This window comes from Ancylobacter lacus (assembly GCF_018390635.1).
GTDB lineage: Bacteria > Pseudomonadota > Alphaproteobacteria > Rhizobiales > Xanthobacteraceae > Ancylobacter > Ancylobacter lacus.
This window is the reverse complement of sequence record NZ_JAHBGE010000032.1, coordinates 16,900-30,347: the sequence shown is the minus strand read 5'-3', so window position 1 is coordinate 30,347 and position 13,448 is coordinate 16,900. Positions and strand designations below refer to the sequence as shown.

Here is a 13,448-nt window from a genome sequence, read left to right as displayed (position 1 = left end):
AATGCTGGCCGGATGACGATTGGAAACCCGGCCGGATGAACGTCGGAATCTGCAGACCCCACCCGCTCGGTGCGGCTCGGCTCCGGCGACGCGCTGCTGCTGGCGGGAGCGAGCCGGCTGGCCTTTCACGGTATCGATCGCGTGTTGTCGGGAACCTCGACCTTGCTCAAACAGGGCGGGCGGATCAATTTGACCCTCCGCCGCGTCAATCCGGCGTAAATCCCGCACCGGCCGCTCGTCGCGCCGGTCGATCGTTGGAGCCTGCATGCGTCAGTTCTGGACCGGCCTTCTCGTCCTTCTCGCCCTCGCTTTGCCCGGCAGCCTGCGCGCGGCCGACCAGCCGCCCGTCTTTCCCGGCGGCGGCCTGGTCGGCATGCAGCCGCCGGGCCGCATGGTCGAGGCCAACGGCGTTGCCGGCTTCGAGGACCGCGCCGCCAAGGCGACCATCCTGCTGCTGGATGTCCCGCTCGATGCCTTCGACACGGTGGCGAAGGATTTCACCGACGAGGCGCTGGCGACCCAGGGCATCACTGTCACCGCCCGCCGCGACCTGAAGCTCGATGCGGGCGGCGGCAGCGGCACGCTGTTGACCGGCACCCAGACAGTGGGCACCGTCACGCTGCGCAAGTGGATCGCGCTGGTGCGGACCGACAAGGCCGCCGCGCTGGCCACGGTGCAGTATCCTGACCTTGCCGCCGACCTCTATCCCGATGCGGTGGTGGAGGCCGCGCTGCGCAGCATCGTCTTCCGCCGGCCGCCGACCCAGGAGGAGCAGATGGCGGCGCTGCCCTTCACGCTCGCCCTGCCGGAGGGCTACCGGATCGTGAAGGTGTTCGGGCCCGGCACGGTGCTGCTCACCAAAGGCGCCAGCAACGAGATGGCCGGCAGCGGCCAGCCCTATTTCATCGTTTCCGTGGGACAGGGCGACGTGCGCGAGGACCAGCGGGAGAGCTTCGCCAAGCGCGCCATCGCCAGCGTTCCCGGGGTCAAGGAGCTGCGGGTCGAGCGGGGCGGGCCGCTGCGGATCGGCGGGATGCCGGGCAGCGAGATCGTCGCCACCGCGCTCGACGTCCACAGCGACAAGGATATGAAGGTCGCCCAGTGGATCAGCTTCGGCCGCACCGGCTTCATCCGCATGATCGGCGTTGCCCCTGCCGAGGGGTTCGACGCGACCTTCGACGAGATGCGGGCGCTGCGCGACGGGGTGCAGCTGCGCTGAGGCGCAGCCGGCCCCGCCGCACGGCGGCTCAGTTCGGCCGGTCGGCGGCTTCCTCGGCCTGAACGGCCTTGGGACCGCCCCGGGCGACGCCCACCATGGCGGGGCGCAGGACCCGGCCGCCGATCGTGTAGCCGGGCTGGATGACCTGGACGACGGTGCCCGAGGGCACGTTGGGGTTCGGCACCTCGAACATCGCCTGATGCAGATTGGGATCGAACCGGGTGCCTTCCGCCTCGATCCGCGTCACGCCGTGCTTGGCGAGGGTCTGCGACAGCGAGCGGGAGGTGAGGTCGATGCCTTCGAGCAGTGTCTTGAGCGTGCCTTGCGCGTTGGCCCGGGCCTCGGCGTCGATCGCGCCGAGGGCGCGCTCGAAATCGTCCGACAGGGTCAGCACGTCCCGGGCAAAGCTCGAAATGCCGTAGATCTTCGCATCGGCCACTTCGCGCTCGGCGCGGCGGCGCACATTGTCGGCCTCGGCGAAGGCGCGCAGGAACTTGTCCTTCAGCGCCGCGATCTCGGCTTCGAGGCGCTCCTTCTCGGCGGCGAACTCCGCAGCCGGATCGGCCGCCGCCGCGGTGTCTTCCGGCGTCGCCGTGACTTCGGGCTCTTCCGCCGGGTTGCGGGTGTCTTCGCTCATGAAAACCTCTCGGGAAATCGGAGTCGGGCAGGGCTTCACGAAGCCGTGCAATCGTCCGCCATATCGGGTGACGAGGCGGAAAAATCAAGCCGCGTCGGCTCCGGGCCCGCCCAGCACGCGGCTGACGACCCGGGCGGTGAAGTCCACCATCGGCACGATCCGGGCGTAGTTCAGCCGGGTGGGACCGATGACGCCGAGCACGCCCACGACCCGGCCATGCCCGTCGCGATAGGGCGCGACGATGGTCGAGGAGCCGGACATGGAGAACAGGTTGTTCTCCGAGCCGATGAAGATGCGCAGCGCCTGCGCCTCCTCCGCCCTGCCGAGCAGGTCGACCACCTCCTGCTTGGTTTCGAGATCGTCGAACAGCAGGCGGATGCGTTCCAGATCCTCGATGGCGCGAAGATCGTGCAGCAGTTTGGCCTGGCCGCGGACGATCAGCCGGCGTTCCATCTTGTCCCCGCCCGACCAGCTCGCCAGCCCGGTCTCGACCACACGGGCGGTGATCTCGTCCAGCTCGGCCCGGCGGGCGGCGAGGGTGCGCTCGACCTCCGTGCGGAGTTCCGCGAGGGTCCGGCCGCGGGTCCGGGCATTGAGGAAATTGGTCGCCTCCACCAGCGCCGACGCCGGCAGTCCCGGCGGCAGCGGCACCAGCCGGTTCTCGACCTCGCCGTCGTCCGCCACGAGGATGAGCAGGGCACGGCTGGGGTCGAGCGCGACGAATTCGATGTGCTTCAGCCGGGCGTCGCTCTTGGTGGCGGTCACCACCCCGGCGCCGCGGGAAAGGCCGGACAGCAAGGTCGAGGCTTCCGCCAGCACGCCTTCCACCGTCTTGCCGCGGGCGGCGGCGCGCACCTGCGTCTCGATGCTGTTGCGCTCGTCCTCCGAAACGTCGCCGATTTCCAGCAGCGCGTCGACGAAGAAGCGCAGCCCGCGCTCGGTCGGCAGCCGGCCGGCGCTGGTGTGCGGCGCGAAGATGAGGCCGGCCGCCTCGAGGTCCGCCATGACGTTGCGCACCGAGGCGGGCGACAGCGTCATGGGGATGAGGCGTGAAATGTTGCGCGAGCCCGCCGGTTCGCCGGTCGCGAGATAGGTTTCGACGATCTGCCGGAAGATCTCGCGGGAACGTTCGTCCAGCCGGGCCAGCTCGGGGGCCCGGGATGCGATGAGAGGGTCGAGGGCCATGATGCGCCTGAAACTCCTGTTGGCTCCAATATTCGACCTTATGTCCGCGGGTTCAAGGCTCAGTGCCTTGAGCAAGCGCCGGGAGGCTCGTACAAGGGCGCCGAACAACAGGAGAACTCCCCATGCGTCCGTCCCGCCGCGCCGTCGACGAGATGCGCGCCGTCAGCTTCGAGCGCGGCGTGCTGCGCCATGCGGAGGGCTCGTGCCTCGTCAAGTTCGGCGAGACCCACGTGCTGGTCGCCGCCACCCTGGAGGAACGCCTGCCGCCCTGGCTGAAGGGTCAGGGGCGCGGCTGGGTCACGGCGGAGTACGGCATGCTGCCTCGCGCGACCCACGAGCGCACCCGCCGCGAGGCCACGGCCGGCAAGCCGTCCGGCCGCACCCAGGAAATCCAGCGCCTCATCGGCCGTTCGCTGCGCGCCATCGTTGACCTCGAAAAGCTCGGCGAGCGCCAGATCACCGTCGACTGCGACGTCATCCAGGCCGATGGCGGCACCCGCACCGCCTCGGTGACCGGGGCCTGGGTCGCGCTGTACGATTGCCTGAGCTGGATGAAGAGCCGCGGCATGCTCGCGACCATCCCGCTCCGCGATCATGTCGCGGCTGTGTCGTGCGGCATCATTGCCGGCGAACCCCGGCTCGATCTCGACTACGCCGAGGATTCCGACGCCCACACCGACGTGAATTTCGTGATGACCGGCTCGGGCGGTTTCGTGGAAATCCAGGGCACGGCGGAGAAGACGCCGTTCACCGAAGCCGAGTTCAACGCCATGCTCGGCTTGGCCCGCAAGGGCATTGGCAAGCTGGTCGACCTTCAGAAGCTGGCGGTGGCGTGATGAGCGAGCCCCGCCGTCTCGCCGGCAAGGTGGTCATCGCCACCCATAATCCCGGCAAGCTCGAGGAAATGCGCGGGCTGCTCGCCCCCTACGGAGTCGAGACCGTCTCGGCGGGCGAACTCGACCTGCCGGAGCCGGAAGAGACCGGGCTCACCTTCACCGAAAACGCCCGCATCAAGGCTGTGGCCGCCGCTACCGCTTCCGGCCTGCCCGCCTTCGCCGACGATTCCGGCCTGTGCGTGGAGGCGCTCGGCGGGGCGCCGGGCCTCTTCACCGCCCGCTGGGCGGGACCTGAGAAGGACTTCGCCGCCGCCATGGCGCGGGTCGAGGAGGGACTGCGCGAGGCTGAGGCGGTCGATCCCGCCCAGCGACGCGGCTATTTCGTTTCCGCGCTCTGCCTCGCCTGGCCGGATGGCCACCTGGAAGATTTCGAAGGGGTGGTCGAGGGCACCCTCATCTGGCCGCCGCGCGGTCCCGCCGGCTTCGGCTATGACCCGATGTTCCTGCCGGATGGCCACAGCCGCACCTTCGGCGAAATGAGCGGGGCGGAAAAGCACGGCCTGCCGCCGCTCGGCCGCGGTCTGTCCCACCGCGCCCGCGCCTTCATGGCGCTTGCCGAGGCCTGTCTCGGGGCCGACTTTGGCTGACGCGACACCGCGGCGGGACGTGCTGCCCCCGCACGATCCGGGCTTTGGCGTCTATGTGCACTGGCCGTTCTGTCTGGCCAAATGTCCGTATTGCGACTTCAATTCGCATGTCCGCCACGCGCCGCCGGATCAGGCGCGCTTCATCGCCGCCTTTCGCGCCGAGATCGCCCATATGCGCGGCATGATCGGCCAGCGCCGTACCGCGAGCGTGTTCTTCGGCGGCGGAACGCCGTCGCTGATGGAGCCGGCCACGGTTGGCGCCATCCTTGAGGCGATCGACACCGCATGGCCGCTGGATGCGCGGGCCGAGATCACGCTGGAAGCCAATCCCACCAGCGTCGAGGCCGGACGTTTCCGCGGCTACCGGGCGGCGGGCGTGAACCGCGTCTCGCTCGGTGTCCAGGCGCTCGACGATGCCGCGCTGAAGGCGCTCGGCCGGATGCACAGCGCCGCCGAGGCGCTGGCGGCGGTGGCGGTGGCCCGTGCGGCCTTCGAACGGGTGTCGTTCGACCTCATCTACGCCCGGCCGGCGCAGACGCCCGAGGCCTGGCGCGCCGAACTCATCCGCGCGGTCGAGGAGGGCTGCGAGCACCTCTCACTCTATCAGCTCACCATCGAAGATGGCACGCCCTTCGCCGCCCTGCACCGCGCCGGCAGGCTTTCGGTGCCGGACGAGGACGTGGCCCGGGCGCTGTGGGACGTCACCCAGGCCACCACCGCCGAGGTCGGGCTGCCCGCCTACGAGATTTCCAATCACGCCCGGCCCGGCGCGGAAAGCCGCCACAACCTGCTGTACTGGCGCTATGGCGAGTATGCCGGGGTCGGCCCGGGCGCCCATGGCCGGCTCGACACACCGGAGGGCCGGCGGGCGACCATGGTGGAGCGTGGGCCCGAGAGCTGGCTCTCACGGGTCGAAGCCGCCGGCCACGGCATCGTGACCGACGAGGCGTTAAGCCGGAGCGAGCAGGCCGACGAATTCCTGCTGATGGGGCTGCGTCTCGGCGAAGGCATCGGCCGCCACCGTTACGCCGCGCTTGCCGGACGCGACCTCGATCCCGCGCGGGTCGCCGCGCTGGTGGAACAGGGGCTGCTGGAGGACCTCGCCGGAGAGCGACTGCGCGTGACCTCGGCCGGATTTCCAGTGCTGGACGCCATCGTCGCCGATCTCGCGGCGTAAAGCCTCAGAGCGCGGCGCCGGTGAAGCTGCGCGGTGCCGGGTCGGCCACCCGTATCCCGCCATTCTCGATCCGCATCACCGCGAGGCCGCGCTGGTTCGTGCCATCGGCCAGGAAGCGGAACACCCCGTCGACACCGCTGAAGCCCGAGGGATTCTGGATGGCGGTATCGCTGATGCCCATCGGCCCCTGGGTGCGGACAATCACCGCCATGAGAGAGACGGCATCGTGGGCGAGCGAGGCGGTGCGCACCGGCGGGCTGCCGAAGCGCGCGGCGTATCGGTCGGCGAAGGCGCGGTAGCCCGCCGGGTCCGGCGCGGCGTAGATGCCACCCGCCAGCGCGGGATTGGCGGCGAGGCGGGGGTTATCCCACAGGCCGGTGCCCATGAGCTGCTTGCCGGCGGGATTGACGCCCGCCGCCTGCAGCGCGGCGAGAATCTGCGGCACGGCGTCCCCCGCGTCGGGAATGAACAGCGCATCGGCCTGCTGGGCGCCCGCCGCGATCCGCTTGGCGGCTTCGGCATAGGCGGCGGCCGAGCCGGTGGCGTAGCGTTCCAGCCCGACGATGCGTCCGCCGGTGGCCGGCACGGTTTCCCGGAACGCGGCTTCGACCACCTTGCCATAGGCATTGTCCGGCACGAGGGCGGCGAAGGAGCGTTTGCCCTGCGAGGCAGCGTAGCGCACCACCCGCTCGACATCAGTCTCCGGCAGGAAGCTGAGGAGATAGACGCCGCGGGTGGCGACATTGGTGTCGGTGGAGAAGCCGACCAGCGGCACGTTGCGCTGGCGGGCCACCCCGCCGGCAGCGGCGACGGTGTGAGCGAAGAGCGGCCCGACGATCGCCCGCGCACCCTCGTCCAGCGCCTGCTGCGCGGCGGCCTGCGCGCCCTGCGAGGTGCCGCCGTCGTCCTTGACGAGGATCTGGAGGTCCGCGCCCCCCGCTTCCCCAAGCGCCAGCTCCGCGGCGTTGCGCAACGACCGCGCCGCGGTAGCGGCGTTGCCGCTGGCGCCGAGCGGCAGGATCAGCGCGATCCGCACGCTGCCGGTGCCGATCACGTTCTCCGGCTGGGGCGGGGCAGCCTGCGGCTGGGCCGGCATGGCGGCGACGGGCGGCGGCGCGGTCTCCGCGGTAGACCCGCAGGCCGCCATCAGCGAGCACAGCGCGATCGCCGCCAGAGAGCGGAGTGCCGGCCCAAGGCCGGTCGGCAGGACGGAGGATGCTGTCATGGCCTCGCGCATGTCCGACGGAACGATCTTCTTTTTAGGCCGCCCGCAGGCCGCAGGCCAGCCCCGCCCGGTCCGCGGCGACGAAATGCGCCGTTCCGCCGGACGGGAACCGCTCCACCACATGACGGGCGCGGTGCGGGCGGCTAGAACAGGCCGATGAACACGACCGAGCCGGCGCCGCGCGCCAAGACCTTCCAGATCGCCGGGCAGAGCCTGCCGGCCGGGCGGCTCGCCGCCGGGCTCTATGTAGTGGCCACCCCCATCGGCAATCTCGGCGACATCACGCTGCGCGCGCTGGAGACGCTGGCCGGCGCCGACCTCGTCGCCTGCGAGGACACCCGCATCAGCCGCCGGCTGCTGGAGCGCTATGGCATCGCGACGCCGCTGACCGCCTATCACGAACACAACGCCGAGGCCGTTCGCCCACGCCTGCTCGCCCGCATCGCCGAGGGCGGCGCGGTCGCGCTGGTGTCGGATGCGGGAACGCCGCTCGTCTCGGACCCCGGCTACAAGCTGGTGGCGGGCGCGATCGCCGCGGGCCAGACAGTGGTGCCGCTGCCGGGCGCTTCCGCGAGTCTCGCCGCTCTGGTGGCGGCGGGGCTGCCCACCGACCGTTTCTTCTTCGAGGGTTTCCTGCCGCCGAAATCCGGCGCCCGCCGCAGCCGCATCGCCGAGCTGCGGGCGCTGCCGGCGACGCTGGTGGTCTATGAGAGCGGCCCCCGGCTCGCCGACAGCCTCGCCGATCTCGCCGAAGGGCTCGGCCCGCGTCCTGCGGCCATGTGCCGGGAACTTACCAAGACGTTCGAGGAGGTGCGCCGCGCCACCCTTTCCCAGCTTGCGGCGCATTACGCGGAAGCCGGGGCGCCGAAGGGCGAAATCGTCCTGGTCATAGCCCCGCCGGAAGAAGAGGCGGCGAGCGACGCCGACATCGACGCCGCCCTTCGGCAGGCGCTGCGCTCGCTCTCGGTGAAGGACGCCACCGCTGCGGTGGCGGCGGCCACCGGTCGCCCCCGTCGCGACGTCTATGCCCGTGCGCTCGGGCTGGAGCGCACGGGTGACGACTGAGAAGCGCCGTGCCGCGTTCTCGCGCGGCCTTGCTGCTGAGGAGCGGGCCTGCGCCCTGCTGGAAGACCTTGGCTTTGCGATCATCGGCCGGCGGGTGCGCACCCCATTGGGCGAGATTGACCTCATCGCCCGAACCGGGACGCTGCTGCTTTTCGTCGAGGTCAAGGCGCGCTCCAGCCTCACCGGTGCCGCCTATTCCATCCTGCCACGCCAGCGCCGCCGGATCGCTGCGGCCGCCGAGGCCTATCTTGCCGCGCACCCAGAGCTTGCCGGGCTCGACATGCGGCTTGACGTCATCCTGATCGCCCCGTGGCGGGCGCCGGTGCATCTGGCCGGCGCTTTCGAGGCGGAGTAGCCGGGCTTCCTCTCCAGTCGATGGCGAAATCCATCGCGAGCGATTAAACAGGGGCGAGACACCTCACTTTGAATCCGCGCCGCCCGGCGCCTGGCCCAGGCTCGTCCCATGACCCTCACTGTCGCTGTCCAGATGGACCCGATCGACCGGATCAACATTGCCGGCGATTCAACCTTCGCGTTGATGCTGGAGGCGCAGGCCCGGGGCCACAGCCTTGCCGTCTACACCACCGACCGGCTCGCGCTGCGCGACGGCGAACTCTATGCCACCGTCGAGCCGGTCACCGTGCGCGACGTGCCCGGCAACCATTTCAGCCTCGGGGCCCGCGAACGGGTCCGGCTCGACGGGTTCGATGTGGTCCTGATGCGCCAGGACCCACCTTTCGACATGAACTATGTCACCGCGACCCACCTGCTGGAGCGCATTCACCCGCGCACGCTGGTGGTGAATGATCCCGCCCATGTCCGCAACGCGCCGGAAAAGATCTTCGTCACCGAATTCCCGGACCTGATGCCGCCGACGCTGATCACCCGCGACCTCGAGGAGATCAAGGCGTTCCGTGACGAGCAGGGGGACATCGTGGTGAAGCCGCTCTACGGCAATGGCGGCGCGGCGGTGTTCCGTCTCACCCGCGACGACCTCAATTTCGGCTCGCTCTACGACCTGTTCGCCAGCACCTTCCGCGAGGCCTGGGTGGTGCAGCGCTTCCTGCCCGAGGTGAGCGAAGGCGACAAGCGCATCATCCTTGTAGACGGCGTTTTCGCCGGCGCGGTGAACCGTGTGCCGAGCGCCGGCGACCTACGCTCGAACATGGTGCGGGGGGGTGTTGCACGTGAAACCGATCTCAGCCCGCGGGAGCGGGAGATCTGCGAGCGGCTCGGCCCGGCGCTGCGCGCGCGCGGGCTGCTCTTCACCGGAATCGATGTCATCGGTGGCAACCTCACCGAGATCAACGTGACGTCGCCCACGGGCATCCGGGCGGTCCGCCGGCTCGGGGGTCCGGATATTGCGGGCCTGATCTGGGACGCCATCGAGGAAAAGCGCGCGGCGACGCGGGGCTGAACAGGCGACGGGGCGGGACTTACAAAATAGGTCACCACCGCGCCGCGGTGGTGACCTTTCGATATGTCCGGTGCGGCATGGCCGCACCCCAAGCGCGATCAGTGCAGGCTCACCGTTTCCAGCTCGTTCTGCAGGGCGCTGGCAATGGCCGCCTCGCGGCTGTCGGTCAGCACGATGGCCGTGCCGTCGGCCGCGTGCAGGGTGAAGAGTTCAAGCCCCGGCGCGATCTCCGGTGCCTGTGGGAACAGGTCGGCCACGTCCTCCGAGCGGATCGAGCGGACATAGGCGACCTTGCCGCCACCCAGATTGGCGAATGCCTCCTGGGAGAGCGCTTCGGGCATCTGGCCGGAGACCGGCGTGCCGTTGGATGCGAATTCGTTTGTCATTAGCCGACTCCTTGTCTGGTCGCCGGGACCGGCTTGCGTGTCCCTACTCGTCGGTGGCTATGTCGATACGTTTGACGACCCGCTCCGGTTCCGGCCGGGCGAGGTCGACCGAGAGCAGACCGTTGCGCAGCTCGGCGCCAAGAACCTGCATGCCGTCCGCCAGGACGAAGGTGCGCTGGAACTGTCGCGCGGCGATCCCGCGATGCAGGAAGCTGCGGCCGGGTTCGTCGATCTGGCGGCCCCGGATCACCAGCTCCTTTTCCTGGAGCGTGACGTCGAGCTGCTCGCGCGTGAAGCCGGCGACGGCCAGCGTGATGCGCAGCCGCTCCGGCGCATTCGCGGTGGCGATGCGCTCGACATTGTAGGGGGGATAGCCGTCCGATCCCTTCACCACGCGGTCGAGCGCGCGCTCGACCTCGTCAAAACCAAGAAGAAACGGACTCGACAGAGACGGGATACGCGACATGTGCCCCAAAGCCCTCGTTCAAGCGACTTTGCCTGTGCCGGCCCCCCGAAGGCGAACCGGTTGAGCGACATATGGGAAAGTGCGCGGGATGGCGCAAGACGTTCCAGCTTCATGCTGGTCACGACTCCGGCACAGGCGCGTAACAACGGGAGTGGCGCGAGACGGCGTCCCGGGCAGGCGTCCGCCTCAGGCGGCGTGGCGCTCGGCGTTGGGGCCGAAATGGCCGAGATAGCGCGGGTTGATGCGCTCGATCGGCAGGGCAATGAACACGTCGATCGTGCCGAACTGGTGGTCGATGACGGCGTGCTCGCCGATCTGCGCGCCGAGCCGGAGATAGCCCTTGATGAGGGGCGGCAGCGCGTTGAGGGCAACTCTCTCCTGCACGGCTTCGCGCGGCAGCAGGTTCATCGCGGTGGCGCGGTGGCCAAGCGCGGGCACCGTCCACTCATCGTCGCCGCGCGCGAAGTGGTGCAGGAAGGACAGGGGCTGGGCCAACGTCCTGGGGTCGGTGCCTTCCAGGCTGGCGCAGCCGAACAGCACGTCGATGCCGTGCCGCAGCACATAGGCCCAGATGCCGTGCCAGAGCAGCTCGACCGTGCGCTTGGTGCGGTAGGGCCGCAGCACGCAGGAGCGGCCGAGCTCGAGGAAGCGGCGGCCCGGGTGTCGGGAAAGCAGGGCGTCGACCGCGAATTCGCCGGCGGTGTAGAACCCGGCATGGCGCGAGGCGATATCCTGGCGCAGCAGCCGATAGGTGCCGACAACCTTCGGCTCGCGCCGGCCGAGCACCATCCGCCCGGCCTCGTGGTCGAGCACGAGAAGATGGTCGCAAACGGCGTCGAAGCTGTCGAAGTCGCGTCGCGCCAGCCGGGCCGCCGCTGCGGGGGTCGCCGACATCTCCTCGTAGAACACCTCGTAGCGGAGCCGCTGGGCCCGGCGCACGTCGGCAGCCGAACGGGCGAGGCGGACTTCCAGCGCGCCGATGCGGCCCAGCGTCACCGGCCCGGCGGCTTCGCGGCTCTCACGGTAGCGCAGGCCGGAATAGGAACGCAGCGCCGGTGCCAGCCGGGCGGGCTGGAACCGCGTTGCCAGCGCCTGCGGCGAGAGGGCCTGCGTCAGGAGAGGCTTCAGATGCGCGGGGCGGAACATCTGCCGTAACGGCACCGCGGAAACGCGGCGGTCGGTGTCCATCACTTCGCCGGCATCCACATGCGTCATCCGTCAGAGCCCCCGCCTGTCATGGCCATCTGCGGCCAAGCCGGGAGTGTAGCTCCCGATTGGCGACGAAAGAATCACAGTTCTCGGACGACGGTATGACAGCCGGTTCGTCGGCGATCCTTGCCGCAAGGGCCAAGTGCCGGAGGCTGCCCGAAAATTTGCCGGCTATAGGTCTCCCGCATCTTGCGGTTTGCCCGCTCCACCGCTGCCTTTCAGGCCGCGGCGGCGGCACGATCGGCGCTGGCGCGATACGCCAGCGCTTCGGCAAGGTGGGCCCGGCCGACCGATTCGGCGCCGGCGAGATCGGCCAGTGTGCGCGCGACTCGCAGGACGCGATGATAGCCCCGCGCCGAGAGCCGCATGATTCGTGCGGCGTCGCTCAGCAGCGCGGTGCCGGCGGCGTCCGGCGCGGCGATCGCCTCCAGCAGCGGACCGGCCGCCTGGGCATTGCTCGACAGATCCGGCCGGCCCAGCCGAACGAACCGTTCACGCTGGATGGAGCGCGCCGCCGCGACGCGCGCCGCCACCGCGGCGCTCGGCTCTGCCGGGGCGGGGCGCACCAGGTCCACCGCCGCCACCGCTGGTACCTCAAGATGCAGGTCGATGCGGTCCAGTAGCGGACCCGACAGCCGAGCCTGGTAATCGGCCGCGCAGCGCGGTCCGCGGCGGCAGCTGTGGCCGGGCTGGCCGGCGTGGCCGCAGCGGCACGGATTCATCGCCGCCACCAGTTGGAACCGCGCGGGATAGGTGATGCGGTGATTGGCGCGGGCGATAACGGCTTCCCCGGTTTCCAGCGGCTGGCGCAGGGAATCCAGCACGGCGGGCTGAAATTCGGGAAGTTCGTCGAGGAACAGCACGCCATTATGGGCGAGCGACACCTCCCCGGGGCGCGCGCGCATGCCGCCGCCCACCATCGCCGCCATGCTGGCCGAGTGATGCGGCGCGCGGAACGGCCGGCGGCTGGTCAGCGTGCCACCCTGCAGGGTTCCCGCCACCGAAGCGATCATCGAGACCTCCAGCAGCTCCGCGGGTGCCAGCGGCGGAAGGATCGAGGGCAGCCGCTGCGCCAGCATGGACTTGCCGGCCCCCGGCGGCCCTATGAACAGCAGGTTGTGCCGGCCGGCGGCGGCGATTTCCAGCGCCCGCTTCGCGCTCTCCTGCCCCTTCACGTCGGCAAGGTCCGGCAGCGGCGCGCCTTCCGGCTCAAGCCCGGGCTCGGGGCGGGACAGCACCTGCCGGCCGGAGAAGTGGTTCACGAGTTCGATCAGCGTCGCGGGTGCCAGCACCGGCATCTCCGGGCTGGCCCAGGCCGCCTCGGGTCCGCAGGCCGCCGGACAGATCAGGCCGTGCCCGCGCGCGTCCGCACCGATGGCCGCCGGCAGCACGCCGGCAACCGCCGCCAGCCGGCCGTCGAGCGCCAGCTCACCCACCACGGTGAACCCGTCCAGCGCATCCGACGGCAGCGCCCCGATGGCGGCCATCAGCCCGAGCGCGATCGGCAGGTCGTAATGGCTGCCTTCCTTGGGCAGGTCCGCGGGCGCGAGGTTGACGGTGATACGCTTGGCCGGCAGGGCCAGGCCGGAGGCGGTGAGCGCGGCGCGCACCCGCTCCTTCGCCTCGTTCACGGCCTTGTCAGCCAGGCCGACGAGATTGAACGCGGGCAAACCCGGCGCGACCTGGACCTGCACATCTACCGGGCGTGCGTCCACGCCCTCGAACGCAACCGTCGCGACACGCTGGACCATGACCGGCTTCCCCCTGCCTGATACCGAAGATCGGGGATAGCGGCGATTGCGTCAAGAACATTAAAGGAACATCGCCGGCAAAATCCTCAGAACCGCTACGTCAGGCGCGATCCGGGGAGGGCGGCCGTCCAGCCAACGGCACGATAGAAATGTTCTATCGACGAACGGAACACTCGAATTGATTTCATGACAAGGGACGTCCATCTTCCGGTTGGAAAGCTTTAAAAG

14 protein-coding genes and 1 pseudogene are annotated in these 13,448 nt (G+C 70.0%); 8 read left to right on the top strand and 7 right to left on the bottom strand.

Annotation, left to right across the window (positions count from 1 at the left end; translation table 11 throughout):
* Nucleotides 1–54: 54 nt before the first annotated feature.
* A pseudogene (locus KHC27_RS06350) lies at nucleotides 55–219 on the top strand (alpha-ketoglutarate-dependent dioxygenase AlkB); the annotation flags it as partial.
* Between the two features lie 46 nt (nucleotides 220–265).
* Nucleotides 266–1,219: a hypothetical protein gene (locus KHC27_RS06345; RefSeq protein ID WP_213336430.1), complete on the top strand. Its 954-nt coding sequence runs from the start codon at nucleotides 266–268 to the stop codon at nucleotides 1,217–1,219.
* A 28-nt stretch (nucleotides 1,220–1,247) separates the two neighbouring features.
* Here the strand turns inward: KHC27_RS06345 and grpE are convergent, their stop codons facing one another.
* Nucleotides 1,248–1,856, bottom strand: a complete 609-nt coding sequence (gene grpE, locus KHC27_RS06340; protein ID WP_213336427.1) for a nucleotide exchange factor GrpE — start codon at nucleotides 1,854–1,856, stop codon at nucleotides 1,248–1,250.
* 84 nt (nucleotides 1,857–1,940) lie between these two features.
* Complete coding sequence (hrcA, locus tag KHC27_RS06335; protein WP_213336424.1) at nucleotides 1,941–3,041, bottom strand: heat-inducible transcriptional repressor HrcA; 1,101 nt, start codon at nucleotides 3,039–3,041, stop codon at nucleotides 1,941–1,943.
* 122 nt (nucleotides 3,042–3,163) lie between these two features.
* Here hrcA and rph point away from each other — a divergent pair, with 122 nt between their 5' ends.
* The 3 genes from rph to hemW are packed head-to-tail and all read left to right on the top strand — an operon-like array spanning nucleotide 3,164 to nucleotide 5,701.
* Nucleotides 3,164–3,877: a ribonuclease PH gene (gene rph, locus KHC27_RS06330; protein ID WP_213336421.1), complete on the top strand. Its 714-nt coding sequence runs from the start codon at nucleotides 3,164–3,166 to the stop codon at nucleotides 3,875–3,877.
* Entirely contained in the window at nucleotides 3,877–4,524 is a 648-nt protein-coding gene (gene rdgB / locus KHC27_RS06325) for an RdgB/HAM1 family non-canonical purine NTP pyrophosphatase (RefSeq protein ID WP_246519696.1), read from the top strand. The genes rph and rdgB overlap by 1 nt, the downstream gene beginning before the upstream one ends.
* Nucleotides 4,517–5,701, top strand: coding sequence for a radical SAM family heme chaperone HemW (gene hemW, locus KHC27_RS06320; RefSeq protein WP_246519695.1), 1,185 nt, complete (start codon nucleotides 4,517–4,519; stop codon nucleotides 5,699–5,701). The genes rdgB and hemW overlap by 8 nt, the downstream gene beginning before the upstream one ends.
* Before the next feature lie 4 nt (nucleotides 5,702–5,705).
* Here hemW and KHC27_RS06315 read toward each other — a convergent pair whose 3' ends face one another.
* Nucleotides 5,706–6,926, bottom strand: coding sequence for a penicillin-binding protein activator (locus KHC27_RS06315; protein WP_213336415.1), 1,221 nt, complete (start codon nucleotides 6,924–6,926; stop codon nucleotides 5,706–5,708).
* 156 nt (nucleotides 6,927–7,082) lie between these two features.
* Between KHC27_RS06315 and rsmI the strand changes: the two genes are divergently transcribed.
* The 3 genes from rsmI to gshB all read left to right on the top strand — a co-directional run bounded on the left by rsmI (nucleotide 7,083) and on the right by gshB (nucleotide 9,408).
* Complete coding sequence (gene rsmI / locus KHC27_RS06310; RefSeq protein ID WP_213336412.1) at nucleotides 7,083–7,991, top strand: 16S rRNA (cytidine(1402)-2'-O)-methyltransferase; 909 nt, start codon at nucleotides 7,083–7,085, stop codon at nucleotides 7,989–7,991.
* The gene (locus tag KHC27_RS06305; protein ID WP_425514861.1) at nucleotides 7,981–8,346 is read left to right on the top strand and encodes a YraN family protein; all 366 of its coding nucleotides are present in this window, start codon (nucleotides 7,981–7,983) and stop codon (nucleotides 8,344–8,346) included. The genes rsmI and KHC27_RS06305 overlap by 11 nt, the downstream gene beginning before the upstream one ends.
* A gap of 108 nt (nucleotides 8,347–8,454) precedes the next feature.
* The gene (gene gshB / locus KHC27_RS06300) at nucleotides 8,455–9,408 is read left to right on the top strand and encodes a glutathione synthase (RefSeq protein ID WP_213336406.1); all 954 of its coding nucleotides are present in this window, start codon (nucleotides 8,455–8,457) and stop codon (nucleotides 9,406–9,408) included.
* Nucleotides 9,409–9,506: 98 nt separating this feature from the next.
* Here gshB and KHC27_RS06295 read toward each other — a convergent pair whose 3' ends face one another.
* From KHC27_RS06295 to KHC27_RS06280, 4 genes are all read right to left on the bottom strand, one after another.
* Nucleotides 9,507–9,794: a BQ00720 family protein gene (locus KHC27_RS06295; protein WP_246519694.1), complete on the bottom strand. Its 288-nt coding sequence runs from the start codon at nucleotides 9,792–9,794 to the stop codon at nucleotides 9,507–9,509.
* Nucleotides 9,795–9,837: 43 nt separating this feature from the next.
* Nucleotides 9,838–10,260 carry an Hsp20 family protein gene (locus KHC27_RS06290; RefSeq protein ID WP_213336403.1) on the bottom strand — a complete coding sequence of 141 codons (423 nt, stop codon included), beginning with the start codon at nucleotides 10,258–10,260 and terminating at the stop codon, nucleotides 9,838–9,840.
* Nucleotides 10,261–10,446: 186 nt separating this feature from the next.
* Nucleotides 10,447–11,475: a l-ornithine N(alpha)-acyltransferase gene (olsB, locus tag KHC27_RS06285; RefSeq protein WP_213336400.1), complete on the bottom strand. Its 1,029-nt coding sequence runs from the start codon at nucleotides 11,473–11,475 to the stop codon at nucleotides 10,447–10,449.
* 212 nt (nucleotides 11,476–11,687) lie between these two features.
* Complete coding sequence (locus KHC27_RS06280; protein WP_213336397.1) at nucleotides 11,688–13,220, bottom strand: YifB family Mg chelatase-like AAA ATPase; 1,533 nt, start codon at nucleotides 13,218–13,220, stop codon at nucleotides 11,688–11,690.
* Nucleotides 13,221–13,448 lie beyond the last annotated feature (228 nt).

Excerpts from the sequence above, each read along its gene's own strand:
- KHC27_RS06280 (WP_213336397.1), bottom strand. The coding sequence starts at position 13,220 with ATGGTCCAGCGTGTCGCGACGGTTGCGTTCGAGGGCGTGGACGCACGC.
- KHC27_RS06295 (WP_246519694.1), bottom strand. The coding sequence starts at position 9,794 with ATGACAAACGAATTCGCATCCAACGGCACGCCGGTCTCCGGCCAGATG.
- hrcA (WP_213336424.1), bottom strand. The coding sequence starts at position 3,041 with ATGGCCCTCGACCCTCTCATCGCATCCCGGGCCCCCGAGCTGGCCCGG.
- KHC27_RS06290 (WP_213336403.1), bottom strand. The coding sequence starts at position 10,260 with ATGTCGCGTATCCCGTCTCTGTCGAGTCCGTTTCTTCTTGGTTTTGAC.
- rph (WP_213336421.1), top strand. The coding sequence starts at position 3,164 with ATGCGTCCGTCCCGCCGCGCCGTCGACGAGATGCGCGCCGTCAGCTTC.
- rdgB (WP_246519696.1), top strand. The coding sequence starts at position 3,877 with ATGAGCGAGCCCCGCCGTCTCGCCGGCAAGGTGGTCATCGCCACCCAT.
- KHC27_RS06315 (WP_213336415.1), bottom strand. The coding sequence starts at position 6,926 with ATGACAGCATCCTCCGTCCTGCCGACCGGCCTTGGGCCGGCACTCCGC.
- gshB (WP_213336406.1), top strand. The coding sequence starts at position 8,455 with ATGACCCTCACTGTCGCTGTCCAGATGGACCCGATCGACCGGATCAAC.
- rsmI (WP_213336412.1), top strand. The coding sequence starts at position 7,083 with ATGAACACGACCGAGCCGGCGCCGCGCGCCAAGACCTTCCAGATCGCC.
- grpE (WP_213336427.1), bottom strand. The coding sequence starts at position 1,856 with ATGAGCGAAGACACCCGCAACCCGGCGGAAGAGCCCGAAGTCACGGCG.
- KHC27_RS06345 (WP_213336430.1), top strand. The coding sequence starts at position 266 with ATGCGTCAGTTCTGGACCGGCCTTCTCGTCCTTCTCGCCCTCGCTTTG.
- olsB (WP_213336400.1), bottom strand. The coding sequence starts at position 11,475 with ATGACGCATGTGGATGCCGGCGAAGTGATGGACACCGACCGCCGCGTT.